The organism is Bacteroides caecigallinarum (assembly GCF_021531075.1).
Lineage (GTDB): Bacteria > Bacteroidota > Bacteroidia > Bacteroidales > Bacteroidaceae > Phocaeicola > Phocaeicola caecigallinarum_B.
The window spans coordinates 52,022-77,348 of record NZ_JADYTJ010000003.1 but is presented as its reverse complement, the minus strand read 5'-3'; the positions used below and the strand labels follow the sequence as shown (position 1 = coordinate 77,348).

At 41.7% G+C, this 25,327-nt stretch carries 20 protein-coding genes; 10 read left to right on the top strand and 10 right to left on the bottom strand.

The window, feature by feature from the left end; all coding sequences use genetic code 11:
- The first annotated feature begins 35 nt into the window (after nucleotides 1-35).
- The 8 genes from araA to I6E11_RS01555 all read left to right on the top strand — a co-directional run bounded on the left by araA (nucleotide 36) and on the right by I6E11_RS01555 (nucleotide 11,272).
- Nucleotides 36-1,562 carry an L-arabinose isomerase gene (gene araA / locus I6E11_RS01590; RefSeq protein WP_235336084.1) on the top strand — a complete coding sequence of 509 codons (1,527 nt, stop codon included), beginning with the start codon at nucleotides 36-38 and terminating at the stop codon, nucleotides 1,560-1,562.
- Between the two features lie 124 nt (nucleotides 1,563-1,686).
- Nucleotides 1,687-3,285 carry a xylulokinase gene (locus tag I6E11_RS01585; protein WP_235336083.1) on the top strand — a complete coding sequence of 533 codons (1,599 nt, stop codon included), beginning with the start codon at nucleotides 1,687-1,689 and terminating at the stop codon, nucleotides 3,283-3,285.
- Between the two features lie 180 nt (nucleotides 3,286-3,465).
- Nucleotides 3,466-5,481, top strand: coding sequence for a transketolase family protein (locus I6E11_RS01580; RefSeq protein WP_235336082.1), 2,016 nt, complete (start codon nucleotides 3,466-3,468; stop codon nucleotides 5,479-5,481).
- Entirely contained in the window at nucleotides 5,481-5,915 is a 435-nt protein-coding gene (rpiB, locus tag I6E11_RS01575; protein WP_235336081.1) for a ribose 5-phosphate isomerase B, read from the top strand. Before I6E11_RS01580 ends, rpiB begins: the two co-directional genes overlap by 1 nt.
- A 137-nt stretch (nucleotides 5,916-6,052) precedes the next feature.
- A complete protein-coding gene (dnaB, locus tag I6E11_RS01570; protein WP_235336080.1) occupies nucleotides 6,053-7,615 on the top strand; it encodes a replicative DNA helicase in 1,563 nt (520 codons plus the stop codon).
- Nucleotides 7,616-7,706: 91 nt separating this feature from the next.
- Nucleotides 7,707-10,169, top strand: coding sequence for a phenylalanine--tRNA ligase subunit beta (pheT, locus tag I6E11_RS01565; protein WP_235336079.1), 2,463 nt, complete (start codon nucleotides 7,707-7,709; stop codon nucleotides 10,167-10,169).
- A gap of 37 nt (nucleotides 10,170-10,206) precedes the next feature.
- On the top strand, nucleotides 10,207-10,938 hold the full coding sequence (locus tag I6E11_RS01560; RefSeq protein WP_235336078.1) for a YebC/PmpR family DNA-binding transcriptional regulator: 732 nt from the start codon (nucleotides 10,207-10,209) through the stop codon (nucleotides 10,936-10,938).
- A gap of 94 nt (nucleotides 10,939-11,032) precedes the next feature.
- Entirely contained in the window at nucleotides 11,033-11,272 is a 240-nt protein-coding gene (locus I6E11_RS01555; RefSeq protein ID WP_235336077.1) for a TIGR03905 family TSCPD domain-containing protein, read from the top strand.
- A gap of 82 nt (nucleotides 11,273-11,354) precedes the next feature.
- Here I6E11_RS01555 and I6E11_RS01550 read toward each other — a convergent pair whose 3' ends face one another.
- The 10 genes from I6E11_RS01550 to uvrA all read right to left on the bottom strand — a co-directional run bounded on the left by I6E11_RS01550 (nucleotide 11,355) and on the right by uvrA (nucleotide 22,647).
- On the bottom strand, nucleotides 11,355-12,308 hold the full coding sequence (locus tag I6E11_RS01550) for a lipocalin family protein (RefSeq protein ID WP_235336076.1): 954 nt from the start codon (nucleotides 12,306-12,308) through the stop codon (nucleotides 11,355-11,357).
- Between the two features lie 34 nt (nucleotides 12,309-12,342).
- Nucleotides 12,343-13,245 carry a hypothetical protein gene (locus tag I6E11_RS01545; RefSeq protein ID WP_235336075.1) on the bottom strand — a complete coding sequence of 301 codons (903 nt, stop codon included), beginning with the start codon at nucleotides 13,243-13,245 and terminating at the stop codon, nucleotides 12,343-12,345.
- 14 nt (nucleotides 13,246-13,259) lie between these two features.
- Nucleotides 13,260-14,153 (bottom strand): class A beta-lactamase, subclass A2, encoded by an 894-nt coding sequence (gene bla / locus I6E11_RS01540; RefSeq protein ID WP_235336074.1) that lies wholly within the window; start codon nucleotides 14,151-14,153, stop codon nucleotides 13,260-13,262.
- A gap of 106 nt (nucleotides 14,154-14,259) precedes the next feature.
- Complete coding sequence (locus tag I6E11_RS01535; RefSeq protein WP_235336073.1) at nucleotides 14,260-14,916, bottom strand: DUF1349 domain-containing protein; 657 nt, start codon at nucleotides 14,914-14,916, stop codon at nucleotides 14,260-14,262.
- Nucleotides 14,917-14,936: 20 nt separating this feature from the next.
- Nucleotides 14,937-15,524 (bottom strand): sugar O-acetyltransferase, encoded by a 588-nt coding sequence (locus I6E11_RS01530; protein ID WP_235336072.1) that lies wholly within the window; start codon nucleotides 15,522-15,524, stop codon nucleotides 14,937-14,939.
- A gap of 39 nt (nucleotides 15,525-15,563) precedes the next feature.
- Complete coding sequence (locus tag I6E11_RS01525; RefSeq protein ID WP_235336071.1) at nucleotides 15,564-16,745, bottom strand: DUF418 domain-containing protein; 1,182 nt, start codon at nucleotides 16,743-16,745, stop codon at nucleotides 15,564-15,566.
- 26 nt (nucleotides 16,746-16,771) lie between these two features.
- Nucleotides 16,772-17,563 (bottom strand): EFR1 family ferrodoxin, encoded by a 792-nt coding sequence (locus tag I6E11_RS01520; protein WP_235336070.1) that lies wholly within the window; start codon nucleotides 17,561-17,563, stop codon nucleotides 16,772-16,774.
- A 9-nt stretch (nucleotides 17,564-17,572) separates the two neighbouring features.
- Entirely contained in the window at nucleotides 17,573-19,024 is a 1,452-nt protein-coding gene (locus tag I6E11_RS01515) for a potassium/proton antiporter (RefSeq protein WP_154044088.1), read from the bottom strand.
- A 189-nt stretch (nucleotides 19,025-19,213) separates the two neighbouring features.
- The gene (ybaK, locus tag I6E11_RS01510) at nucleotides 19,214-19,699 is read right to left on the bottom strand and encodes a Cys-tRNA(Pro) deacylase (RefSeq protein WP_154044089.1); all 486 of its coding nucleotides are present in this window, start codon (nucleotides 19,697-19,699) and stop codon (nucleotides 19,214-19,216) included.
- A 116-nt stretch (nucleotides 19,700-19,815) separates the two neighbouring features.
- Nucleotides 19,816-22,647, bottom strand: a complete 2,832-nt coding sequence (uvrA, locus tag I6E11_RS01505) for an excinuclease ABC subunit UvrA (protein WP_235336069.1) — start codon at nucleotides 22,645-22,647, stop codon at nucleotides 19,816-19,818.
- Nucleotides 22,648-22,725: 78 nt separating this feature from the next.
- On the opposite strand from uvrA, the gene I6E11_RS01500 reads away from it, so the two are divergent.
- Nucleotides 22,726-24,525: a PBP1 and LysM peptidoglycan-binding domain-containing protein gene (locus I6E11_RS01500; protein ID WP_235336068.1), complete on the top strand. Its 1,800-nt coding sequence runs from the start codon at nucleotides 22,726-22,728 to the stop codon at nucleotides 24,523-24,525.
- Nucleotides 24,522-25,205 carry a porin family protein gene (locus I6E11_RS01495; protein ID WP_235336067.1) on the top strand — a complete coding sequence of 228 codons (684 nt, stop codon included), beginning with the start codon at nucleotides 24,522-24,524 and terminating at the stop codon, nucleotides 25,203-25,205. Before I6E11_RS01500 ends, I6E11_RS01495 begins: the two co-directional genes overlap by 4 nt.
- Nucleotides 25,206-25,327: the final 122 nt, after the last annotated feature.

The window sequence follows — 25,327 nt, the reverse complement described above, 5'->3', positions numbered from 1 at the left end:
TAAAATTAATAAACCCTTTAATAAAATCAAAAATTATGAACGCATTCAGTCAGTATGAAGTATGGTTCGTAACCGGAGCTCAGCTCCTTTACGGAGGCGACGCTGTAATAGCAGTCGATGCACACAGTAACGAAATGGTAGCAGGTCTTAACGAAAGTGGAAAACTTCCTGTTAAGGTAGTATATAAAGGCACTGCAAACTCTTCAAAAGAAGTAGAAGCAGTATTCAAAGCAGCAAACAATGATGAAAAATGTGTCGGTGTAATCACATGGATGCACACATTCTCTCCTGCCAAGATGTGGATTCACGGACTTCAGCAGTTGAAGAAACCTTTACTGCATCTTCACACTCAGTTCAACAAGGAAATTCCTTGGGACACTATGGACATGGATTTCATGAACCTGAACCAAAGTGCACACGGCGACCGCGAATTCGGTCATATCTGCACTCGTATGCGTGTACGCCGCAAAGTAGTTGTAGGCTACTGGAAAGATGAAGAAACTCTCAGCAAGATTGCTGTATGGATGAGAGTATGTGCTGCATGGGCTGACTCACAGGATATGCTTATCTTGCGTTTCGGCGACCAGATGAACAATGTAGCCGTAACAGATGGTGACAAGGTAGAAGCTGAACAGCGCATGGGTTACCACGTAGACTACTGCCCGGTAAGCGAACTGATGGAATACCACAAGAATATCAAGGACGAAGAAGTTGAAGCTTTGGTAAAAACTTACTTCAGCGAATACGACCACGATGCAGAACTTGAAGACAAATCTACTGAAGCATACCAGAAAGTATGGAATGCAGCAAAAGCAGAACTTGCTCTTCGCGCTATCCTGAAAGCTAAAGGTGCAAAAGGATTCACTACAAACTTCGATGACCTTGGTCAGACAGACGGTAGCTACTTCGACCAGATTCCTGGACTTGCATCACAGCGCTTGATGGCAGAAGGTTACGGATTTGGCGCTGAAGGTGACTGGAAATCTGCAGCTCTCTACCGTACAGTATGGGTAATGAACCAGGGACTCGCAAACGGTTGCTCATTCCTTGAAGACTATACTTTGAACTTCGACGGAAAGAACAGCTCAATTCTTCAGGCACACATGTTGGAAGTTTGTCCGTTGATCGCTGCCAAGAAACCTCGTCTGGAAGTTCACTTCCTCGGTATCGGTGTACGCAAGAGCCAGACTGCACGCCTTGTATTTACTTCTAAAGTTGGTACAGGATGTACAGCTACTGTTGTTGACCTAGGAAACCGTTTCCGCCTCATCGTAAACGATGTAGAATGTATCGAACCAAAACCATTGCCTAAACTTCCTGTTGCTTCTGCACTTTGGAAACCAATGCCTGACTTCGAGGTTGGTGCAGGTGCATGGATTCTTGCAGGTGGTACTCACCACTCTTGCTTCTCATACGACTTGACAGCTGAATACTGGGAAGACTATGCAGAAATCGCAGGTATCGAAATGGTTCATATCAACAAAGATACTACTATCAGTGAGTTCAAGAAAGAGCTTCGTATGAACGAAGTTTACTACATGCTGAACAAAGCTCTTTGCTAATTCATAAGTTATATATAACCCTAATTAAAAGTGCTCGGCGAGCAATCGTTTGAAGCACTTTTAATTTTTTAAAACTTAAGAGTTCAAAAACTTAGAAACTCGTAAACTTAAAAACTTAAAATCTATGAGTCTTAATGCAAAATCAACAATAGAAAGCGGAAAAGCCATATTAGGTATTGAATTCGGTTCTACAAGAATCAAAGCCGTACTGATTGACGAAGAAAACAAGCCTATCGCCCAAGGAAGCCACACATGGGAAAACCAACTTGAAAACGGTTTGTGGACATACAGCATCGATGCTATCTGGAACGGAGTACAAGATTGTTATGCTGACCTCCGCACAAACGTAAATAAAGAATACGGTATCGAAATTGAAAATCTTGCTGCAATCGGTGTAAGTGCAATGATGCACGGATATATGGCTTTCAACGACAAAGAAGAAATTCTCGTTCCTTTCCGTACATGGAGAAATACTAATACAGGTAAGGCCGCTGCCGAATTGTCTGAACTGTTCGTCTATAATATTCCTTTGAGATGGAGTATCTCGCATCTTTATCAGGCAATACTAAACAAAGAAGAACACGTAAAAGACATAACGTTCCTTACTACACTGGCAGGATATGTTCACTGGCAGATAACAGGAGAAAAGGTTCTTGGTATAGGCGACGCATCTGGTATGCTTCCTATCAATCCGGAAACTAAGAACTATTCTGCAGAAATGGTGAAGAAATTCAATGATCTTGTAGCTCCATACGGATACAGCTGGACACTGGAAGACATTCTTCCTAAGGTTCTTCTGGCTGGCGAAAATGCAGGCTGCCTGACAAAAAAAGGTGCAAAATTGCTCGACGTATCAGGACATCTGAAAGCCGGTGTTCCTGTTTGTCCTCCTGAAGGTGATGCCGGAACAGGTATGGTGGCAACAAATGCTGTAAAACAGCGTACAGGTAATGTATCTGCAGGTACCTCTTCATTCTCAATGATTGTACTGGAAAAAGATTTGTCTAAGCCATACGAAATGATTGATATGGTCACTACCCCTGACGGTAGCCTTGTGGCAATGGTACACTGCAACAACTGTACTTCCGACCTTAACGCATGGGTAAACATATTCAAGGAATATCAGGAACTAATGGGTATGCCTGTAGATATGGATGAAATATTCGGAAAACTTTACAATAATGCATTGAAAGGCGATGCTGACTGCGGCGGACTTATCTCATATAACTACTTCTCAGGTGAACCTGTAACAGGACTTGAAGAAGGACGCCCACTGTTCGTTCGTAATGCAAGCGATAAATTCAACCTTGCAAACTTTATGCGTGCACATCTGTATGCCTCAGTTGGAGTTTTGAAAATAGGTAACGACATCCTATTCAACGAAGAGAAAATCAAGGTAGACAGAATTACAGGACACGGAGGTTTGTTCAGAACTAAAGGTGTAGGACAGAGAGTTCTGGCTGCTGCCATCAACTCACCTATATCAGTAATGGAAACTGCAGGTGAAGGCGGTGCATGGGGAATTGCACTACTCGGCTCATATTTGGTAAACAATGACAAGAATCTGTCGCTTGCCGACTTCCTGGATGAAAAGGTATTTGCCGGAAATACAGGTACAGAAGTATCTCCTACGGCAGAAGATGTAGCCGGATTCAACAAATACATAGAAAACTACAAGGCTTGTATCCCTGTGGAAGAGGCTGCTGTAAAATACAAAAAGTAAAGAGTATTTTTGACAATAAGTATACATGAAACAGCCTGAATATCTGATAATTCTATCAAATTAATGATAAAAAAACCTTTTATTCAGGTTGTGATTTACATATAAATGTTATATTTTTGCTCAAAAATTCAGAAAACGTAAGAAAACGAATAGAAACATTCAACAAAATAATCAATTAATATGAACAGCAAACAAGTAATGAACCATGCTGCCGACAACATTCGTATTCTGGCAGCTTCAATGGTAGAAAAAGCTAAGTCAGGACACCCAGGTGGTGCTATGGGTGGTGCAGACTTTATCAACGTTCTGTATTCAGAATATCTGCAGTACGACCCTAAAAATCCTAAATGGGAAGGAAGAGACCGTTTCTTCCTCGATCCGGGACACATGTCTCCTATGTTGTATTCTCAATTAGCTTTAGCCGGAAAATTCACTATCGACGAATTGAAACAGCTTCGTCAGTGGGGCTCTCCTACTCCAGGACACCCTGAAGTGGACGTAGAACGTGGTATTGAAAACACATCCGGACCACTTGGACAAGGACATACTTTTGCTGTGGGTGCTGCTATTGCTGCAAAATTCCTTGCTGCACGTACAGGTAACCCTACTTTCGCTAAAGAAACTATATACGCATACATCTCTGACGGTGGTATCCAGGAAGAAATCTCTCAGGGTAGCGGACGTATAGCAGGTCACCTGGGACTTGATAACCTTATCATGTTCTACGACTCAAACGACATCCAGCTTTCTACTGAAACTAAAGATGTAATGACAGAAGATACTGCCATGAAATACCGCGCATGGGGATGGAACGTATTGGAAATCAACGGTAATGACTGTGATGAAATCCGTAAGGCTCTTGACGCTGCTAAAGCTGAAACAAAACGCCCAACTCTTATCATCGGTAAATGTATCATGGGTAAGGGTGCACGTAAGGACGATAACTCTTCATACGAACGCAACTGCAAGACTCACGGTGCTCCTCTTGGTGGTGATGCTTACAAGAATACAATGATCAACTTGGGTGCTGACCCTGAAAATCCATTCGTAATCTTCGACGATGTAAAAGAACTTTACGCAAAACGCGCACAGGAACTTGAAACTATCGTTGCTGCAAGATACGAAGAAGAAAAAGCATGGGCTGCTGCAAACCCTGAAAAAGCTGCTCAGCTTAAAGACTGGTTCAATGGTGTTGCTCCTAAAGTAGACTGGGCCGGAATCCAGCAGAAAGCTAACGATGCTACTCGTAATGCATCTGCAACTGTTCTTGGTGCTCTTGCTGAACAGGTTCCTAACATGATCTGTTCTTCTGCCGACCTTTCTAACTCTGACAAGACTGACGGTTTCTTGAAGAAAACTCACGCATTCCAGTCAGGTGACTTCACCGGAGCATTCTTCCAGGCTGGTGTTGCCGAACTTACAATGGCTTGCTGCTGTATAGGTATGGCTCTTCACGGTGGTGTAATCGCTGCATGCGGTACATTCTTCGTATTCTCAGATTATATGAAACCAGCTGTACGTATGGCTGCTTTGATGCAGTTGCCTGTTAAGTTCATCTGGACTCACGATGCATTCCGTGTAGGTGAAGACGGTCCTACTCACGAACCAGTAGAACAGGAAGCCCAGATTCGCCTGATGGAAAAACTGAAAAACCACCACGGAAAGAACTCTATGCTTGTTCTTCGTCCTGCTGACGCTAAAGAAACTACTGAAGCATGGAAACTTGCAATGGAAAACATCGACACTCCATCTGCATTGATACTTTCTCGTCAGAACATTACTGACCTTCCAGAAGGTACTAAATATGCTGAAGCTGCTAAAGGTGGTTACATCGTAACTGACTCTGAAGGTACTCCAGACATTATCATGGTTGCTTCAGGTTCTGAAGTTTCTACATTGGTTGCAGGTGCTGAACTGTTGCACAAAGATGGTATCAAGACTCGTATCGTTTCTGTTCCATCTGAAGGTCTGTTCCGCAGCCAGAGCAAGGAATATCAGGAAAGCATAATCCCAACAGGCGCTAAAGTATTCGGACTCACTGCAGGTCTTCCTGTAAACCTCGAAGGACTTGTAGGTCCTAACGGAAAGGTTTGGGGTCTTGAATCATTCGGTTTCTCTGCACCTTACAAGGTTTTGGACGAAAAATTGGGATTCACAGCAGAAAATGTATATAACCAAGTAAAAGCAATGTTATAATGAAAACAATAGGACTAGCATCCGACCACGCAGGATTCGAACTGAAACAGTATGTTAAGCAATGGTTGGAAGCAAAAGGATTAGAATACAAAGATTTTGGAACTTACTCTACTGACAGTTGCGATTATCCTGACTTCGCACATCCTCTGGCAGAAGCCGTAGAAGCCGGCGAATGTTACCCAGGTATTGCCATCTGTGGTAGTGGTCAAGGTATCGGTATAACTCTTAACAAGCATCAGGGAATACGCGCAGCACTTTGCTGGATTCCTGAAATAGCCAAACTGTCACGCCAGCATAATAATGCAAACGTACTTGTTATGCCAGGCAGATTTATCGATACTGATATGGCAGACAAGATAATGACCGAATTCTTCAATACTGAATTTGAAGGCGGACGTCATCAGAACAGAATAGATAAGATTCCAGTAAAATAATCCTTGTCTTATGACATATTTAAAGTAGGAAGGAAGCTCGTACGAAGCTTTCTTCCTACTTTTTTTATTTCTGCATATCATCTTCCTGCATTATAAATAGGAAAATCTTATCTTTGCAAAAAATTATACCATAGATAATGGCTACTACACAGAAAAGACCCGCACGAACAACAAAGGTAAGTAAGGAAAAGCTTACGGATGAATATGGACACCTTCAGCCTCAGGCTCCGGAGTTGGAGAAGGCTGTGCTTGGTGCACTGATGATTGAAAAGGATGCATACTCGCTTGTCAGTGAGATTCTTAAACCGGAATCTTTCTACGAGCACAGACATCAGCTGATATATGCCGCCATAACAGACCTGGCAATACAGCAGAAACCTATAGACCTGCTTACGGTGACAGAACACCTGCGCTTCAGGGGACACCTTGACGAAGTGGGCGGTCCGTTCTATATCACTCAGCTGAGCGGTATGATGGCATCGTCTGCCCATATCGAATACCACGCACGCATAATCGCACAGAAATATCTGGCAAGAGAGCTCATCACTTTCACCAGCAACATTCAGAAAAAGGCTTTCGACGAGACAGAAGACGTGGACGACATAATGCAGGAAGCTGAAGGACGTCTGTTCGAAATATCACAGCAGAACATGAAGAAGGACTATACGCAGATTAACCCTGTGATACAGGAAGCGTATGAGATGCTTCGTACTGCTGCAGCACGTACAGACGGTTTGAGCGGTCTTGCAAGCGGTTTCCACAAACTAGACAAGATGACTTCCGGATGGCAGAACTCCGACCTTATCATCATTGCAGCACGTCCTGCTATGGGTAAGACTGCATTCGTGCTTTCTATGGCTAAAAACATAGCCGTAAACAACAAGGTGCCGGTAGCATTATTCTCGCTTGAAATGAGTAACGTCCAGTTGGTCAACCGTTTGATAGTAAACGTGTGTGAAATACCGGGCGAGAAAATCAAGAGCGGACAGCTTGCTCCTTATGAATGGGGGCAGCTGGACTATAAGATTAAGGAACTGTATGATGCGCCTCTCTATGTGGACGATACTCCTTCACTGTCGGTATTCGAACTCAGAACAAAGGCACGCCGTCTGGTGAGAGAACATGATGTGAAAATCATCATCATCGACTACTTGCAGCTGATGAATGCCAGCGGTATGTCGTTCGGTAGCCGTCAGGAAGAAGTCAGTACCATATCACGTTCGCTCAAAGGGCTTGCCAAGGAATTGAACATACCTATCATAGCCCTGAGTCAGTTGAACCGTGGTGTGGAAAACCGTGAGGGTGTAGATGGCAAGCGTCCGCAATTGAGCGACCTTCGTGAATCCGGAGCCATCGAGCAGGATGCCGATATGGTTTGCTTCATCCACCGTCCTGAATACTACAAGATATATACCGACGAAAAGGGTAACGACCTTCATGGTATGGCCGAAATCATCATTGCCAAGCACCGTAACGGTGCCGTTGGTGACGTGCTTCTGCGATTCCGCGGAGAGTTTGCACGATTCCAGAACCCGGAAGACGAAATGATAGTGCCATTGCCTACCGAAGAGAATGCTACACCTGTCATCCGTTCGAAGATGAACAAAGGAAGCGGTTCCATACCTCCCCCACCGGCAGATATGGCTCCTGTGCAGGATGGAAATCCGTTTGGCGGACCATTGCCTGACGTACCGTTCTGATTTCGCAAAAAAACTTTTACGCAGTCTTGTAAACCAAATATTTATATTAACTTTGCGCATCATTCATAAAAATACATAAAACTATCAATATATGAATATTTCTTATAACTGGCTGAAAGAATATGTCAATTTCGATTTGACTCCAGATGAAGTAGCAGCCGCACTTACCTCAATCGGTCTCGAAACCGGAGGCGTAGAGGAAGTTCAGACCATAAAGGGGGGCCTCGAAGGACTTGTAGTAGGTGAAGTCCTGACTTGCGAGCCTCATCCAAATTCAGACCATATGCACGTAACTACCGTAAACTTGGGACAGGGTGAGCCTGTACAGATTGTTTGTGGTGCAGCCAACGTAGCAGCAGGTCAGAAAGTAATCGTAGCAACTCTTGGAACAAAACTTTATGATGGCGACGAATGTTTCACCATCAAGAAATCAAAACTCCGTGGTGTAGAATCAAACGGTATGATTTGTGCAGAAGATGAAATCGGTGTGGGAACAAGCCACGACGGTATCATCGTTCTTCCTGCAGATACTGTTCCTGGAACTCCTGCCAAAGAATACTACAACATAAAGAGCGAATACGTACTTGAAGTCGATATCACTCCTAACCGTTCGGATGCATGCTCACACTATGGTGTGGCTCGCGACCTTTATGCATGGTTAATCCAGAATGGCTACAAAGCTGAGTTGAAACGTCCTTCAGTAGATGCATTCAAGGTAGACAGCAATAATCTGAATATCGACATCGAAGTGGAAAATACTGAAGCATGTCCAAGATATGCAGGAGTTGCAATCAAGAATGTGACCGTAAAGGAAAGTCCTGAATGGCTTCAGAACAAACTTCGCCTTATCGGTGTTCGCCCTATCAACAATATCGTCGATATTACAAACTATATACTTCATGCTTACGGACAGCCAATGCACTGTTTCGATGCAAACAAGATTAAAGGTGGTAAAATAGTAGTGAAGACTTGTGCAGAAGGTACTAAGTTCGTTACACTGGACGAAGTGGAACGTACACTTTCTGAACGCGACCTTATGATTTGCAATGCAGAAGAACCGATGTGTATTGCCGGTGTATTCGGTGGTCTTGACTCAGGTACTACTGAAACTACAACTGACGTATTCCTCGAAAGTGCATACTTCAACCCTACATGGGTTCGTAAGACAGCACGCCGTCACGGATTGAGTACAGACTCTTCATTCCGTTTCGAACGCGGTATCGACCCTAATATCACTATCTATGCTCTGAAAGAAGCTGCTATCCTGGTGAAAGAACTTGCCGGTGGTGAAATAGCTTCTGAAATAAAGGACAACTACCCTGCTCCTATCGCTGATTTCGCAGTAGAACTTTCATACGATTATACTAACAAGCTTATCGGAAAGGTTCTTCCGGCAGAAACAATCAAGAGCATTGTAAACAGTCTTGAAATGAAGATTGTTAACGAGACAGCAGAAGGTCTTTCTCTGCTTGTTCCTCCTTACCGTGTAGACGTACAGCGTCCATGCGACGTAGTGGAAGATATCCTCCGTATATATGGATATAACAATGTAGAAATACCTACAAGCCTGAAATCAAGCATCAACGTTAAGGGTGCAGAAGACAAGTCTGTAAAACTTCAGAACATCGTTTCAGAACAGCTCGTAGGATGCGGATTCAACGAGATAATGAACAACTCGCTTACTGCAGCTGCTTATTACGAAGGACTGGAAACTTACAAGCCGGAAAATCTGGTTCGCCTGATGAACCCGTTGAGCAACGACTTGAACGTAATGCGTGCAACTCTGCTCTTCGGTGGTCTGGAAAGTATACAGCACAACGCAAACCGCAAGAATGCTGACCTGAAATTCTTCGAATTAGGTAAGTGTTATCACTTCAACGAAGAAAAGAAAAATCCTGAAAAGATTCTTGCTGCATACTCTGAAGAACTTCACCTCGGTATGTGGGTTACTGGTAAACGCGTAAGCAACTCATGGGCACACGCAGACGAAAATTCTTCTGTTTATGAACTTAAGGCATATGTTCTCAATATATTCCGCCGCCTAGGTGTAAACTTCGATGGTCTTGTATTCGGAAATCTTTCTGACGATATCTACTCTGTAGCAATATCAGTACACACTCGCGGAGGAAAACTGCTGGCTACATTCGGTGTATTGAGCAAGAAGATTCAGAAAGCATTCGATATAGACAATGAAGTTTATTTTGCCGACATCATGTGGAATGAACTGATGAAGTCAATCAAAGGTAACAGAGTTACTTATAAGGAAATTTCCAAGTACCCTGCTGTTAAACGTGACCTTGCATTGCTTATCGACAAGAAAGTACAGTTTGCTGAAATCGAAAAGATAGCTTACGAAACAGACAAGAAACTCTTGAAATCAGTCGAACTGTTCGACGTTTACGAAGGCAAGAACCTCGAAGCAGGCAAGAAGAGCTACGCTGTTAGCTTCATGCTTCAGGATGAAAATGCAACATTGAACGACAAACAGATAGACAAGTTCATGCAGAAACTTATCACAAACCTGCAGAACAAGCTTGATGCTAAATTGAGATAATACAACAATAAAAAATAACATATAAAATTATAAACCAATGGGAAGAGCGTTTGAATATAGAAAAGCTGCCAAATTGAAAAGATGGGGTCACATGGCAAAGACCTTTACACGTCTGGGTAAACAAATTGCTATTGCAGTAAAATCTGGTGGTCCTGAACCAGAAAACAATCCTACACTCCGTTCTATCATCGCTGTCTGCAAGCGTGAAAACATGCCGAAGGACAACATCGAACGTGCAATAAAAAACGCACAGGGTAAAGACCAGAGCGACTACAAGAGCATGACTTACGAAGGATACGGACCTTTCGGTGTTGCAGTATTCGTTGATACTCTTACAGACAATACAACACGTACTGTAGCTGACGTTCGTTCAGTATTCAACAAGTTCTCAGGTAACCTTGGAACAACAGGTTCACTTGCATTCCTTTTCGACCACAAGTGTGTATTCACTTTCAAGAAGAAAGATGGTCTTGACATGGAAGAACTTATCCTCGACCTTATCGACTACAATGTAGAAGATGAATACGACGAAGATACAGAAGAAGGAACAATCACAATCTACGGTGATCCTAAGAGCTACTCTCTTATCCAGAAGCACTTGGAAGAATGTGGTTTCGAAGATGTCGGTGGTGAATTCACATATGTACCAAACGATTTGAAAGAAGTTACTCCAGAACAGCGCGAAACTATCGACAAGATGGTAGAACGTCTTGAAGAGTTCGACGATGTACAGAATGTTTACACTAACATGAAACCGGAAGAAGAGTAATCATTCTTTAATGATAATTACTAAAAACAGATTTCGCATAAAGTTTTCTTCGTGTGAAATCTGTTTTTTTATAATCACTATAATTATAATACAAATGAAAATAAACTACAGAACACAAGGTACATGCAGCTCTTTTATCGAAATTGAAGTGGAAGACAACAAAGTAAAGGAAGTTAGTTTCACTGGCGGATGTAACGGTAATCTTAAGGGTATCTGCTCTCTGGTAAAGGGAATGGATGTCAACGAAGTTATCTCACGACTTGAAGGTATTCATTGCGGAAACAAAAACACTTCGTGCCCTGACCAGCTTTGCAAAGCTTTGAAAACTTTATAAGCTTCATCATTAATATAGCCCATAGTTTCATTACTATACAAAGAAACAATGGGCTATTATTTTTTACAACTTTGAAGCGATACTACTTTTCGGCAAACTCAATAGATTTATTATCCCCCTGCATGGATAGTATGAGATTTTTTCCTTTTCCACGTATATCAATGAAAGGATTTTTATAACCATAGCCCGAAGCTGTAGGATATTGGCGTAAAAGATAATCAACACCTTTATACTTCACTTGAGCCATACCAATAGTGGTAAAAAAAGTAACATCAAGCATATCACCATTATCGCTGGTAAATTCCACAATACGAGTATTATCCATTCCTGTGGTTACAAACTGCAGTTTATTTCTCTTACTCACCAACCATTCGTCATAACACTTTTCAAGCATATAAGTATCGTCATCCTCTACATTCCAAACCGCTGTTCCATCAGGTCTTGTACGCCTGTCAAGAATAACAGTTCCCTCCGGTAGAAACAATTCAACTTTGGAAGAATCCTCTGAGAATATCACATAACCTGCCATGCCAGCATTTGAGTCTGTAGCCGACAATAAACGTTTACCGTCCTCAAATATCCGTATTTTCTTATCAAGTACCTTGGAGTAAGTATATCCCATAGAAGCATCACTTCCTCCAATTACTTGTCTGTCTGCCACTACATTCTTGATATATTGTATCCTATACATGTCACCCTTACCAAGAGTCAAAGTATCTCCGCTAAGAGATATTACATCAAGTGTATCTGAAAACTCTATAGTCTGTCCGTTACCAATACTCTCGCCGGATAATACCAAGCAACATTTACCATCATTCTCCAGCAACTGCCAACCGTTATATTTCAGCGTTGCCATTCCAACAGACGAAGCTTTTCCGTCCTTCTCCAGGACTATTCCCTGAAGGATATGCTTGTTTACAGGCATTATCTCATGCCATTCGCCAAGGAATGATGTTTCATTACATAAACTGCCATTTCCCGTACACGACACCATAATCATTAGTGATGCCGATAATAACATAAATCTATTCTTCATACTATTGATTTTATTGAAACACTCCAGATAATTATCACAGTGGATTTACTGATAAAATTTCCCTTACTAAATAAACTCCAGAATACTCAGCGGCAAAGCCATCATCCCACACACCATTGTACTCCAGTTTCAATGTTGCACGGACTGGTTTGCCATTCTTTTCTCCTTTGGTAACCTTATCATAGGTATCGTTAAGTCTGCCGGTCTTATCAACAATCCAAAACTCTTCATCGCCCCCATCCGGTTTGAAAGAACGGACCTCATGACCGATACACAACGTACCGCTTAATGTGTACAACTCATCAAAAGACTTTTTTGTAGCAGAAGAATCTGTATTATAGAGTTGAATACTTGTTTCATCAAACAAAGGTGCATCCTGTCCTATTTCAACAAAAATGGCTTTCGCCGGATTACTCTCGTACAACTCAAAGTATCTCATTCCACTATTGCCAACTCCCCAACCATTGCAAGTGACAGGAACAGGACTTTCTTTCATTTCTGTTTCTATTTTCTGTGCATACTCACCATCAGGAACCATCAGAAACCTTTTTACACCATTCCTTCCGGATTCGACTTCCTTGAATCGGCATGTCTGATTGTTGTCCCAACCTTCTGATTTCCTCAATACATCTATAACATCATTTATACTCTTGTTTGGCAAATTGAAAGCCTGAATGACTTTATGTGGCGAAGGGTCACCATTTCTTACCACTACTATACCGCGAAGTGAAGAATCGGCTATCAAACGTATGTCATCATTAGCCTGATACCATAATTTCAGTCCGGCACCAGATAATTCTTTCCACTCAAATCCATCGTATGCTTTACGCGATGGTACATAATTCACAGCTATATCCGTTCCAGCAGACTTAGCTTCCTTCCTGCTCCCCGAACATGCACACAAAGTCAGAGATAATAAAAACAATACTTTTTTCATAATACTGAAGATATTTATTGGTTGTTTATGCTATTATACACTACAGACGATATTTCGGTTATTACCCTTTCCGTAGTTTCATAATCCTCGGCAGAGTCTTTTACAAATACAGCTATCAGATATCGACTACCATTAGGCAGATCTATAAATCCGATATCATTTATTCCAATATACCGTCCATCGGAGTTCTTGTCACCGGTTCCTGTCTTATGCCCTATTATGGCACCAGTGTTATTCAGCGGATATGGCAGCCTGGCAGTACCAGTAGTACATTCCGTCATTGTTCTATATATAAAATCATAATATTCACCGGAAACTGCAGCTCCTTCAAGAAATAAATTTATCAGGTGTACGGCTGCCATAGGTGTAGTCCAGTTGCTGTAACAGTTATCAAGATTCTCATGCATGTCGTTTTCATCCATTTCTATTGAAAAATCATCAATACCCAATGAACGGATATATTTGTCAGTATCTTTTACACTGAGAATACGGTTGAACAGAATGTCGCAGGCATTATTGTCACTCATCTGGAGAGTGTATTTCATCAGTTCAGATATGCTTATTCCGAAGTTTCCTTCCGGATATCGGTCGCGCAAAGGACTGTAAGTATTCTCCCTAAGCTCATCTTTTGAGATATTCAGGACTGAATCCAAGGCTATTCCGTTCTTCTGCATGTAGTCACATACAGCTAATGCCTGATGAAACTTGAAGACGCTCATCATGGGATATTTTTCGTGGTTATTTACCGTCATAGTATCAGTATCGTTTATCATAACTGCTACCCCAATCTTAGCATCGTATTTTATGATACTTTGTAGGATTTCATCTCTTAATGAGTTCAAGGAATTGGCATTTGAGACAACAGAGGCAAAAACCAACAATAAAATAGCAACTGATTTTAGTTTCATATATGTTTTTACTTAAAAGGACACAAAAAAATAATTGACAAAATTAAGCATCTGAATGATTAATTCTGCCAATTATTTATATTATAACATTTGTTATGTAAATTTATTATTCAGCCGAATTCTTTTTCAGCCATTCCTGTCTGCGCATATCCGGAAGATGTTTAACTGTAAAGTTCTCGAATTTGGCTTCAAATCCGTTTCCGTCCGGTGATGCAGCCATAATGCCAACCTTCATCGGAACATTGTCCTGCATCCACGCATTGCGCATCATGGTGTATTCCTTGTCATCGAAAGAATAGAACACTTCTACGGCATCAAGTCTTCTCACAGCCTTAATCCAGATATAAGGAACAGGTTTGTCAAGAGTAATGACACTCCAGTCGGATGTCTTATGAGTAACCACTGTACTAAGATTGTACTTGCCATCGACAAATTCTATTCCTGCCTTGATATAATTCTCATGATCTATCCTCAACATTATACCGGCCTGATCAAATCGCGTCTTGTATTCTCCTGACACCTTTACTTTTGCTTCAAACTCACCGCCGTACGTAGCATAATAGAAAGGAGCGTCATCTACTGTAAAACCATAATGAGATATACGCCAATAGTCACTCTGAGGAGTAACGAACATTGTCATGGTTTTACTGTCCTTTATCTCCCAACTTTCCGGTTCATTAAACCAGTTCATTTTCTCCAGACTCTGTGCCGATACCGACGAAAGAGACATCATTCCAAACAAGCTTAAAATCAGTTTCTTCATACTTATAATGCTTTATGTGTTTATTCCATTTTGTATTTGTTTTTATCGTCTTCAGTCAGTTCACGAATAATCATGCAAGGATTACCGGCAGCCAGAACTCCCGAAGGAATGTTTTTCGTAACTACGCTTCCAGCTCCTATCACCGCATCATCTCCTATTGACACTCCTGGCAGGACCGTCACGTTCGCTCCTATCCACACATTGTTACCTACCGTTATAGAAAAAGCATACTCCAGTCCAGCGTTTCTTTTCTCAGCATCAAGAGGATGACCTGCCGAATAGAAGCCACAATTAGGAGCGACAAATACATTGTCACCAAATGTCACCTTTGCACCATCGAGGATGACGCAATTCACATTCATATAGAAGTTCTCACCTATTTCGATATTATAGCCATAGTCGCAATAAAAAGGCTGCTCTATCAGAAAGTTATTTCTCGTTTTTCCGAACAGTCGTCGTATTATTTCAGTACGTTCGGCAATCATTGACGGTCTCAAAGAGTTATATTCATAGCATAAATCTTTACATACTGCCCTCTCACGTAACAGTTCTTCATCGTAATTAGCATCATAGAGCAGCCCTTTATGGCATTTTTCCTTTTCAGTCATTTCTTTAAAAGCTTATATAATTATTAAATACAATATTCATTACTTGAGAGTAATCCATGTAAGTTTCTTCCATATCCACTCCAACGGTCCATTTCTGTGAGATGAAAGCCACCACCTGCTAAATGACAACTGTATCATAAATACAAATATCGCTATAACCAAGCACGAAGTTGCTCCTGTATATTTATATAATCCCAAGCCGAAGCCATAAAATAAAGACACACCTATTATTGACTGCACAATATAGTTTGTCAGACTCATTTTCCCATAAGGGATAAATATACGTTGGAATCTATATCCGTTTCCTGCTCCGAACCACCATATCAAAACAAAGAATGAAACCAGCAATGCCATAAAAAGAAAGTTGCATATAGACGGTACTGCAATATTCAACGGTACCATTAGAGCTTCATTACCGGCTACCATTTCCGGATATGTCATCTTGATTATATTGAAAACTACAAACAGGCTTACAGACCACAACAATACTTTTTTCCATATCATGACAGAATAATCAGATTTCTTGAATAAAGAAAGCCTTCCCGCTGCCATTCCAAACAGAAACAGTCCTCCTATTTGAAAAACACGACCGTTTTCTATCTGCCATAAATTACCATACAACTGCCCGTCGGTGATATTTGACCTCAGAATTTCCAGGAAACTACCGGACTCCATTACAGGCTTTGCCAGATTACCATACACTACCCAGTTATTCCCATATTCCAGAAAAGGAATATCGCATCCGATACAAATCAGCCTTATCCATTCAACAGGCTGCATAATCATAACCGAAGCCAATATAAGCACAGATTTTGTGGAAAGACCTGATACTGATACAAGGAAAATTCCCATAACGGAATACAACAAAAGAATATCCCCGTTATAAAATAAGGAATGAAGCTGAGAAAAAAGCATCAAAAGGATCATTCTCCACACAAATCTCCACCGGAAAGGAAGTCCACGTTTTTTTGCATTATCAAACTGAATAAAAAAGCTAAGTCCAAAAAGAAGAGAAAAAGTGGAAAAGGCTTTTCCTCCAAACAAGAACCATACCGTATCCCAAACCCCTTTATCAAGAGCCGTAAGCCAATGAGGCTGACAATCCGGCATATAATAAAGATTATAATGCTCAAAGCAATGTAAAATCACTATTGCAAACAATGCAACACCTCGTAAGGCATCGACAACTTCTATTCTGTCGCTTTTCAATGTGTTATTCATATCTATAGTTTATGGTTTATTTATTATCATTTTCCTGCAAGTACCGGATGAACATATCTTCCCTTACCCACCGACACCTTGCCAAACTCAATAGCCTTAGCCGGACAACGGTGTATGCATGCCGTACACTGTACACAATCCTTTCCTTGCCATACCGGTTTGCCGTTCTGCATAACTATCGTACCTGTTGGACAGACTTTAGCGCACAGTCCGCAAGAAATACACGCATCAGTACTCCGAAAAGACTGCCTGCCTATAACAAATCTCTTAAATACAGGATAGACCACATAACTCTTCAGCCACGACATTCCTGTACGGAGAATCTGAGATTCAGAATAACTACGTGTATTTATAGCTTTTACAATCTGTTCCATACTACTTGGAGCCATAGCAAGTTTTTCATCCTTCACCGGCTCAGGATCTACACCGAAACCACGCATAAGAATATAGTTATTTGGCATTTTCAGAGAAAAGAAGGCTTCCAGAGGAATACATTTATCTGCAAGTTCCTTACGCACTATCCGGTCTGTATATCCACAATCGTCACCACATGTACCAATGGCGAATACACAGTTTCCTTTCAATCCGGACAACTGTAACTCCCTGATAAAATGCAGCATGACCAATGCCGGTCCCCAGGAATGTACAGGGAATACGAAAAACAACATTTCCGCCTCATCACGCAATGTATATCTCAGACCTTCAGCCGAATGTTTCCGTATAAACCCGGAGACTTCACATAAAGGTTCATTGAAAGCATTGGATATGTATTGTGCAACCCATAAAGAATTGCCTGTAGCTGAAAAATAAAATACCATATTTTAAATTTAATCTTTCGTATTCTCCGTTATAAACAATAATTTGTCACCTACATGCAGTTCCATCTGTCCGTTCGGAATCAGGAACTCGTTTCCGCGTTTGATGAGCATCACTAGCGACCCCTTAGGAATATTCATATCAGCCAGACGGTTACCGTGTACCAACATTTCTTCATTGAGAGTAATATCATGCAGCTGCGAATCTATCTCGTCAGGTAATTCCACTCCAAACTCGTTTCCTTCCTTCTCCAAAGGCAAGTCAAGTTTAAGCCAGCGTGCCACTGAAGATATTGTCATGCCCTGAATAACGAGTGAAAGCAAAGTGATGAAGAACACTATATTGAAAAGCTGGTTCGAACCCTCGATATTCGCAATAACAGGGTATGTGGCAAATATGATAGGCACAGCACCGCGCAATCCTACCCACGACACAAAAAGTTTCGCCTTGGTACTTATTTTTCTGAAAGGAAGCAGGCATGCAAATACACTCAACGGACGCGCAACTACAATCATAAACACACCGATAAGCAATGCAACTACAGCCGTATCAAGCATCTCATGAGGGTTTACCAACAATCCCAAAGTAATGAACATTATAATCTGAAACAGCCATGTGAGACCATTCATAAATGTATTTATCTCCTTTCGATATGACAGTTTCATGTTGCCTACCACAACACCTGCAATGTAAACTGCCAGATAGCCATTTCCTTTCAGCATATCTGTAGCCGTAAAAGTGATGAAAACCATACTGAGAAGAAGTATGGAATAAAGAGATGAATTTGACAGTCCTATCTTATTGGTTAGCCACGACATGAATCGTCCCATGGAATATCCCAAAGCACCACCTATAAGAAACTGCACAAACAAGTCTTTAATCAGAAGACCAATACTGAGAGAACTGCCGCTTGAAATAACCTGAATCAGAACTATAGTAAGCATATATGCCATAGGGTCGTTACTTCCACTTTCCAACTCCAGCATAGGACGAAGGTTTTCCTTTAGATTCATTTTCTGCGAACGAAGAAGACTGAACACAGAGGCTGAATCGGTAGATGACATTGTAGCCGCCAGAAGCAGCGATACCATGAATGTCAGCTCGATATTCGTGCTGTTCCATCCCGAAATATAGAAGATAAACAGTCCGGTAAGTAAAGTCGTCAGAAGAACTCCTACGGTAGAAAGAACTATACCTTCTTTAAGAACAGGCTTAATGTCTGTGAACTTAGTCTCCATACCTCCGGTAAAAAGAATGATACTGAGTGCCATCATTCCTATGAACTGGGCATCTTCGGCACTGTTGAACTGCAACCCTAATCCATCGCTACCGAACAGCATTCCGACAAGGAGGAAAAGCAACAACGTAGGTATTCCGAAACGATAACCAGTCTTGCTTATCAATATACTGGTGAAAATAAGTACCGATCCTATCAAAAGGATATTCTCTGCTGTAAATATCATTGTTATAGTTTTTAATTATGGTTATTATAAAAAATAGGAAAAACAACTGTTCGTTTTTTACGTAAAACTGTAGTGTGCAGTGCGTAAAACTATTGTTTGTAATGCGTAAAACTGTAGTTTGAAGTGCGTAAAACTATAGTTTGAAGCCAGAGACATGAGCACATCAGGTTATGTCAGGTTTGAAACACATCACTCAAATAATGTGCAGACTTCCGCACGGCTCACCTTAATCAAATCTGCAGGAGCTATCTTAACCTGCAATCCGCGTACTCCAGCACTAACATAGATATAATCGAAATCATTACATGTGTGATGGATATATGTAGGGAAATGTTTCTTCATACCTATCGGCGAGCATCCACCGCGAATATATCCCGTAAGCGGAAGAAGTTCTTTCATCGGGATAAGGTCGCATTTCTTGTTTCCGGACAGCTTGGCTGCCAGTTTCAAGTCTATTTCATGTTCTCCCGGAATCACACATACGAAATATCCAGACTTATCGCCATGAAGGACAAGTGTCTTGAATACCTGTTCTATATTCTCACCGAGCGTAGCGGCTACATGCACGCAACTCAAATCATTCTCATCGACCTCGTATGGCACGAGTTCGTATTTTATCTTATCCTTGTCCAACAGTCTTGCCACATTGGTCTTGGATATTTTTTCTTTAGCCATAACTTTATAATGTTATAATTTTAAACAATGTTTAAATGCCGTTTAAAAGCTATTTAAATACTTTTTAAAAGCTGGTTAAACAGCATTCATAATTACGTCTGTATAGATTAAACAATTTATTTCTGATTTAGTTCTTCTTTAAGGAATTTAGGTGTATATCCTTTATCAGACATAGCCACTTCCTCAGGTGTTCCGCACGAAAGCAACTGTCCTCCACCCTTTCCGCCTTCAGGGCCCATGTCGATGATATAGTCAGCCATCTTTATAACATCAAGGTTATGCTCTATCACAAGGACTGTATTTCCTTTGTCCACCAGACGGTTGAGTACGTTCATCAGTACACGGATATCCTCGAAATGCAATCCTGTGGTAGGTTCGTCAAGGATGTAGAAAGTCTTTCCTGTATCTTTCTTCGAGAGTTCGGTAGCAAGTTTCACACGCTGGCTCTCTCCACCGGAAAGAGTGGTTGAGGGCTGTCCCAACTTGATATATCCCAAACCTACTTCCTGAAGTACCTTTATCTTGTTCAGTATCTGAGGGACATTCTCGAAGAACTCAACAGCACGGTTTATGGTCATATCAAGCACATCGGCTATCGACTTGCCTTTGTATCTCACTTCCAGTGTCTCACGGTTATAGCGTTTTCCATGACATACCTCGCAAGGCACAAGCACATCCGGCAGGAAGTTCATTTCTATGGTCTTATATCCGTTTCCTCCGCAAGCCTCACATCGTCCTCCGGCTACATTGAACGAAAAACGTCCAGGCTTGTAACCACGTATCTTTGCTTCCGGCAGACCTACAAACAGGTTTCTTATATCTGAGAACACTCCGGTATATGTAGCAGGATTTGAACGCGGAGTACGTCCAAGCGGCGACTGGTCCACATTCACCACCTTATCTATATTCTCAAGTCCTTCTATACGGTCGTACGGCAAAGGGTCCTGAAGTGAGCGATAGAAATGCTGCGATAGTATAGGCTGGAGAGTATCGTTGATAAGAGTTGACTTACCGCTTCCGGAAACACCGGTCACACAGATAAGTGTTCCCAAAGGAAATTCCACATCCACTCCTTTCAGATTGTTTCCCTTGGCTCCGAACAGAGACAGTTTCTTGCCGTTGCCCGGTCTCCTTCCGGCAGGAACTTCTATCTTCATCTCGCCGTTCAGATACTGCGATGTCATGGTGTGAGTCTTTAACATCTCTTCAGGAGTTCCGGCAAACACCACTTCACCACCAAGTCGTCCGGCCTTCGGTCCCATATCCACTATGTAATCCGATGCAAGCATCATGTCCTTGTCATGCTCTACCACTATCACCGAATTGCCTATATCTCTTAGGCTTTTCAGGGAGTTTATCAGCCGGACATTATCTCTCTGATGAAGTCCGATACTCGGCTCGTCGAGGATATAAAGCACATTTACAAGCTGCGAACCAATCTGTGTGGCAAGTCGGATACGCTGGCTTTCACCACCTGAAAGGCTTACAGATGTTCGGTTTAGAGAAAGATATTCCAGTCCCACATCAAGAAGGAATTTCAGTCGGGTACGTATCTCTTTCAGAATTTCCTGCGCTATTACCCTCTGTTTGCTGTCAAGATGATCCTCCACGCCATGCAACCATTCGTACAGTTCGTTTATATCCATCGAAGCCAAATCATAGATATTCTTGTCGTGCAGACGGAAATGCAGAGCCTCCTTGTTCAGCCTCATCCCTTTACATTCAGGACAGACATCGGTTTTGGCAAACTGTTCAGCCCATTTCTGAGCAGTGGCCGAAGCATCCTTCTCCTGCATCATCTGTATATATTTCACTATACCTTCGTACTCCACAAAATAGTCGGACGAAGTGTGTACAAGAGAACTGTCTATCTTCAGGCGCTCGTCGCAACCGTAGAGAATCTCATTGATGGCATCGTCAGGCAGTTCGCTTACAGGCGTTTTCAGTGTAGCCTCATGACGCTCGAGCAATGCGCTGAGTTGCCAGAAAATCATGGCATTCTTATACTTGCCGAGCGGTGCTATAGCCCCTTCATATACAGAGAGAGAACGGTCCGGTATAACCTTGTCAACATCAATCAGATTGACATATCCAAGTCCCTTGCATCGCGGGCAGGCTCCCTGCGGAGAGTTGAAAGAGAAATTGTGGGGTGCAGGCTCTCTATAAGAAAGTCCGGTCACCGGACACATCAGACGTTTGCTATAGTGGCGAACACTTTCAGTCTGACCATCGAGAATCATTATCAGCCCGTCGCCAAGACGCATGGCTGTGGCCACACTCTGGCGCAGCCTTTTATCTTCTTTCTCTGTCACTATAGTCTTGTCCACCACAACCTCTATATCATGGTTCTTGTATCTGTCAAGCTTCATTCCATGAGTGATTTCCTTCACTTCGCCATCGACCCTTACATAAAGATATCCCTTCTTACGAACCTGTTCGAACAGTTCCTTATAGTGTCCCTTACGGGTACGCACCAGCGGAGAAAGTATAAAGATACGTTTTCCCTTATAATCTCGGTTGATAAGTTCTATAATTTGCTCTTCGGTATATTTCACCATCTTCTCGCCCGAAAGATAGGAATATGCTGTGGCTGCACGTGCATAAAGCAAGCGCAGATAATCGTATATCTCGGTAGTAGTACCAACAGTGGAACGCGGATTCTTGTTTGTAGTCTTCTGCTCGATTGAAATAACCGGACTAAGTCCTGTAATCTTGTCAACATCAGGACGTTCCATTCCACCGAGAAAGTTTCTGGCATAGGCAGAGAATGTCTCTATATACCTGCGCTGTCCCTCGGCAAATATGGTATCGAATGCAAGCGACGACTTACCGCTTCCACTAAGCCCCGTAATGACTGTAAGGCTGTTTCGCGGTATCTCGACATCTATATTTTTCAGATTGTGAACACGTGCTCCCTGCACGCTTATCGTTTCTTTTCCTTCTGTCATATCTTAATATTCAGTGAAACATTGCAAAGATAATGCTTTTTTCGTACTTTTGCCCGTAAATAATCATATAGCTGAAAAATGAAATTTATTCAATCTGTATTTCTTGCATTGGCTATCATGGCCGGAAGCAGCACCAAAGTAATGGCTCAGGCGACAGCCGAGAGCGGATATTTCCTACACACAGTAACAAAAGGCCAAAGCCTATACTCTATATCAAGCATGTACAATGTAAGCATAAACGACATTGTAAGTCTGAACCCTGGCAGCGACAAACAGATTCGAGAGGGAGCTGCACTGAAAATTCCACAGGCTACTACAACCAACTCCGAAAAACCTGTATTTCATACCATACAGGCCGGCGAGACCTTGTATCGTCTATCTGTAAAATACAATATCACGACCCAAGCCATTTGCGAAGCCAATCCAGGGCTAAGCAGTGAGAACTTCCGTAGCGGTCAGGTTATTATAATTCCAGTCCAGCAGGCTTCTAAAGTGGAAAAAGAAACTCCAAAGCCTACTGCCAAAGAAGAGACTACAGTGAAAATGAATGACTGGAAGGACATGCACAAGGTGGAAAGAAAAGAAACTATCTTCAGTATCAGCCGAGAATACGGCATAACCGAAGAAGAACTTATTGCTGCCAATCCGGAACTGAAAAACGGTAAACTGAAAAAAGGCGCATTCTTATTCATTCCATATGGGAAAAATGACATAAAGGCCCAACAGACAGAATCAGAGCCAACAGCAAAAGAACTTACAAATGAAGAGATTTTCAATCAGCTTGAAGATTCCAAGAAAGACATAAAGACTATAAAAGCTGCTATCATGCTTCCGTTTATGGCTGGCACAAGTGCAAACATGGACGAACAGATAAGAATGGTGGAATACTACGAAGGTTTCCTTATGGCTGTAGACAGCCTGAAAAAACAGGGTGTTTCTATAGATCTTTATACTTACGACACAAAGGGAAGAGAGGCAACCCTAAACAGTATACTTGCCAAAAAGGAAATGAAGAATATGGACATCATATTCGGACCGGCAAAAACACAGGACATTAATGCTTTGGCATCTTTTGCCGACAAAAACAATATTCGTCTGGTTATACCGTTTGCTCCAAAAGTAGACCAGGTATTCAATAATCCTCACATCTATCAGGTGAACACTCCTCAGTCATATCTGTACTCTGAAGTGTACGAACATTTCAACCGTAAATTCAGTGGCAGTAACGTGATATTCCTAAATGCAGGCAATGGTGATAGAGAAAAGGATGAATTTATAAAAGGCATGAAAGCTGAGTTAAAAGACAATGGAATAAGTTACCATGACTTTACAGTTACAGATAATTTCTACGAGATAATAACCGTTATGGACACGCTGAAAAATAACGTATTCATACCGACATCAGGAAAAAGCACTGCTTTAGTAAAAATCCTGCCTCAGCTGACACAAATACGCCGGGAAAGGCCTAATTGCCAGATGAATTTATTCGGTTACCCTGAGTGGCAGACATACACAAACGACTATCTGGCAAGTTTCTATGAAATAGATACATACTTCTATTCGTCATTCTATACAAACAATCTATTCCCTGCGGCTGTAAATTTCACTCAAGCGTATCGCCGTTGGTATAGCAAGGACATGGCCAATATCTACCCTAAATACGGAATGCTGGGATATGATACAGGCTACTTCTTCCTTAAAGGTTTGTCGAAATACGGAAACAAAATGGAAGAAAATCTGGGTTCAATACAAGTTACCCCGATACAGACCGGTTTCAAATTCGAACGCGTAAATAACTGGGGAGGATTTATAAACCGTAAGGTATTCTTCGTACACTTCTCAAAGGATTATGAACTGATAAAACTTGACTTTGAATGATTAAAAAAACATACATACTCATATTGCTGAGCATTATATGCTGGTTTAACCTCACTACGGCCAAAGCTCAGTTACAGGAGCAAAAACGAAATTTCTCAATAGGAGTAAGTGGAGGTGTAAACTTCGGTAATGTAGACTTCTCGCCAAGAATAAAGCAGGGATATCTTATAGGTCCGCAGGGAGGATTTACAGCCAGATACATATCCGAGAAATATTTCAGCATGATATGCGGTATTCAAGCAGAAGTAAACTATTCACGCCGTGGATGGAAAGAAGTGATAGAAGACGGTAGCGGTGACAGTTATCACAGATCAATGGACTACATAGAAATTCCGCTTCTGGCTCACATGGCTTTCGGAAAAGAATACGGAAACGGTGCACGTTTCATCCTTAACCTAGGTCCGCAGGTTGGTTTCCTGATAGGTGAAAAGGAAACTCATGCAATGCCCTCAATACTTAAAGAGCAATATGGCAAAGCTGCCGAAAACAGTTTCGACTATGGTCTTATTGGTGGAGGCGGAGTAGAAATAAGGACAGGTATAGGACACTTTCTGCTAGAAGGAAGATATTACTTCGGACTTAGCGATTTCTTTAACACTACAAAGAAAGACTACTTCTCACGTTCGGCACATACTTACATATGTGGGAAAATAACTTATCTTTTTGATATAACAAAGTGATTTGTTAATTGTTAGTTGTTAGTTTTTAGTTGTTAGTTCCTGTCCGCATGGCTCTAACAACTAACAACTAAAAACTGATAACTCGTAACTTTTAATTGTTAATTCTTAATTATTAATTCAAT

What these genes read in the sequence shown, in the direction of transcription:
- I6E11_RS01495 (WP_235336067.1), top strand. Translation starts at nt 24,522, where the DNA reads ATGATTAAAAAAACATACATACTCATATTGCTGAGCATTATATGCTGG.
- I6E11_RS01500 (WP_235336068.1), top strand. Translation starts at nt 22,726, where the DNA reads ATGAAATTTATTCAATCTGTATTTCTTGCATTGGCTATCATGGCCGGA.
- I6E11_RS01535 (WP_235336073.1), bottom strand. Translation starts at nt 14,916, where the DNA reads ATGAAGAAACTGATTTTAAGCTTGTTTGGAATGATGTCTCTTTCGTCG.
- I6E11_RS01520 (WP_235336070.1), bottom strand. Translation starts at nt 17,563, where the DNA reads ATGGTATTTTATTTTTCAGCTACAGGCAATTCTTTATGGGTTGCACAA.
- uvrA (WP_235336069.1), bottom strand. Translation starts at nt 22,647, where the DNA reads ATGACAGAAGGAAAAGAAACGATAAGCGTGCAGGGAGCACGTGTTCAC.
- I6E11_RS01545 (WP_235336075.1), bottom strand. Translation starts at nt 13,245, where the DNA reads ATGAAAAAAGTATTGTTTTTATTATCTCTGACTTTGTGTGCATGTTCG.
- I6E11_RS01560 (WP_235336078.1), top strand. Translation starts at nt 10,207, where the DNA reads ATGGGAAGAGCGTTTGAATATAGAAAAGCTGCCAAATTGAAAAGATGG.
- I6E11_RS01550 (WP_235336076.1), bottom strand. Translation starts at nt 12,308, where the DNA reads ATGAAGAATAGATTTATGTTATTATCGGCATCACTAATGATTATGGTG.
- I6E11_RS01585 (WP_235336083.1), top strand. Translation starts at nt 1,687, where the DNA reads ATGAGTCTTAATGCAAAATCAACAATAGAAAGCGGAAAAGCCATATTA.
- araA (WP_235336084.1), top strand. Translation starts at nt 36, where the DNA reads ATGAACGCATTCAGTCAGTATGAAGTATGGTTCGTAACCGGAGCTCAG.
- dnaB (WP_235336080.1), top strand. Translation starts at nt 6,053, where the DNA reads ATGGCTACTACACAGAAAAGACCCGCACGAACAACAAAGGTAAGTAAG.
- I6E11_RS01555 (WP_235336077.1), top strand. Translation starts at nt 11,033, where the DNA reads ATGAAAATAAACTACAGAACACAAGGTACATGCAGCTCTTTTATCGAA.
- rpiB (WP_235336081.1), top strand. Translation starts at nt 5,481, where the DNA reads ATGAAAACAATAGGACTAGCATCCGACCACGCAGGATTCGAACTGAAA.
- I6E11_RS01530 (WP_235336072.1), bottom strand. Translation starts at nt 15,524, where the DNA reads ATGACTGAAAAGGAAAAATGCCATAAAGGGCTGCTCTATGATGCTAAT.
- bla (WP_235336074.1), bottom strand. Translation starts at nt 14,153, where the DNA reads ATGAAACTAAAATCAGTTGCTATTTTATTGTTGGTTTTTGCCTCTGTT.
- I6E11_RS01580 (WP_235336082.1), top strand. Translation starts at nt 3,466, where the DNA reads ATGAACAGCAAACAAGTAATGAACCATGCTGCCGACAACATTCGTATT.
- I6E11_RS01515 (WP_154044088.1), bottom strand. Translation starts at nt 19,024, where the DNA reads ATGATATTTACAGCAGAGAATATCCTTTTGATAGGATCGGTACTTATT.
- ybaK (WP_154044089.1), bottom strand. Translation starts at nt 19,699, where the DNA reads ATGGCTAAAGAAAAAATATCCAAGACCAATGTGGCAAGACTGTTGGAC.
- I6E11_RS01525 (WP_235336071.1), bottom strand. Translation starts at nt 16,745, where the DNA reads ATGAATAACACATTGAAAAGCGACAGAATAGAAGTTGTCGATGCCTTA.
- pheT (WP_235336079.1), top strand. Translation starts at nt 7,707, where the DNA reads ATGAATATTTCTTATAACTGGCTGAAAGAATATGTCAATTTCGATTTG.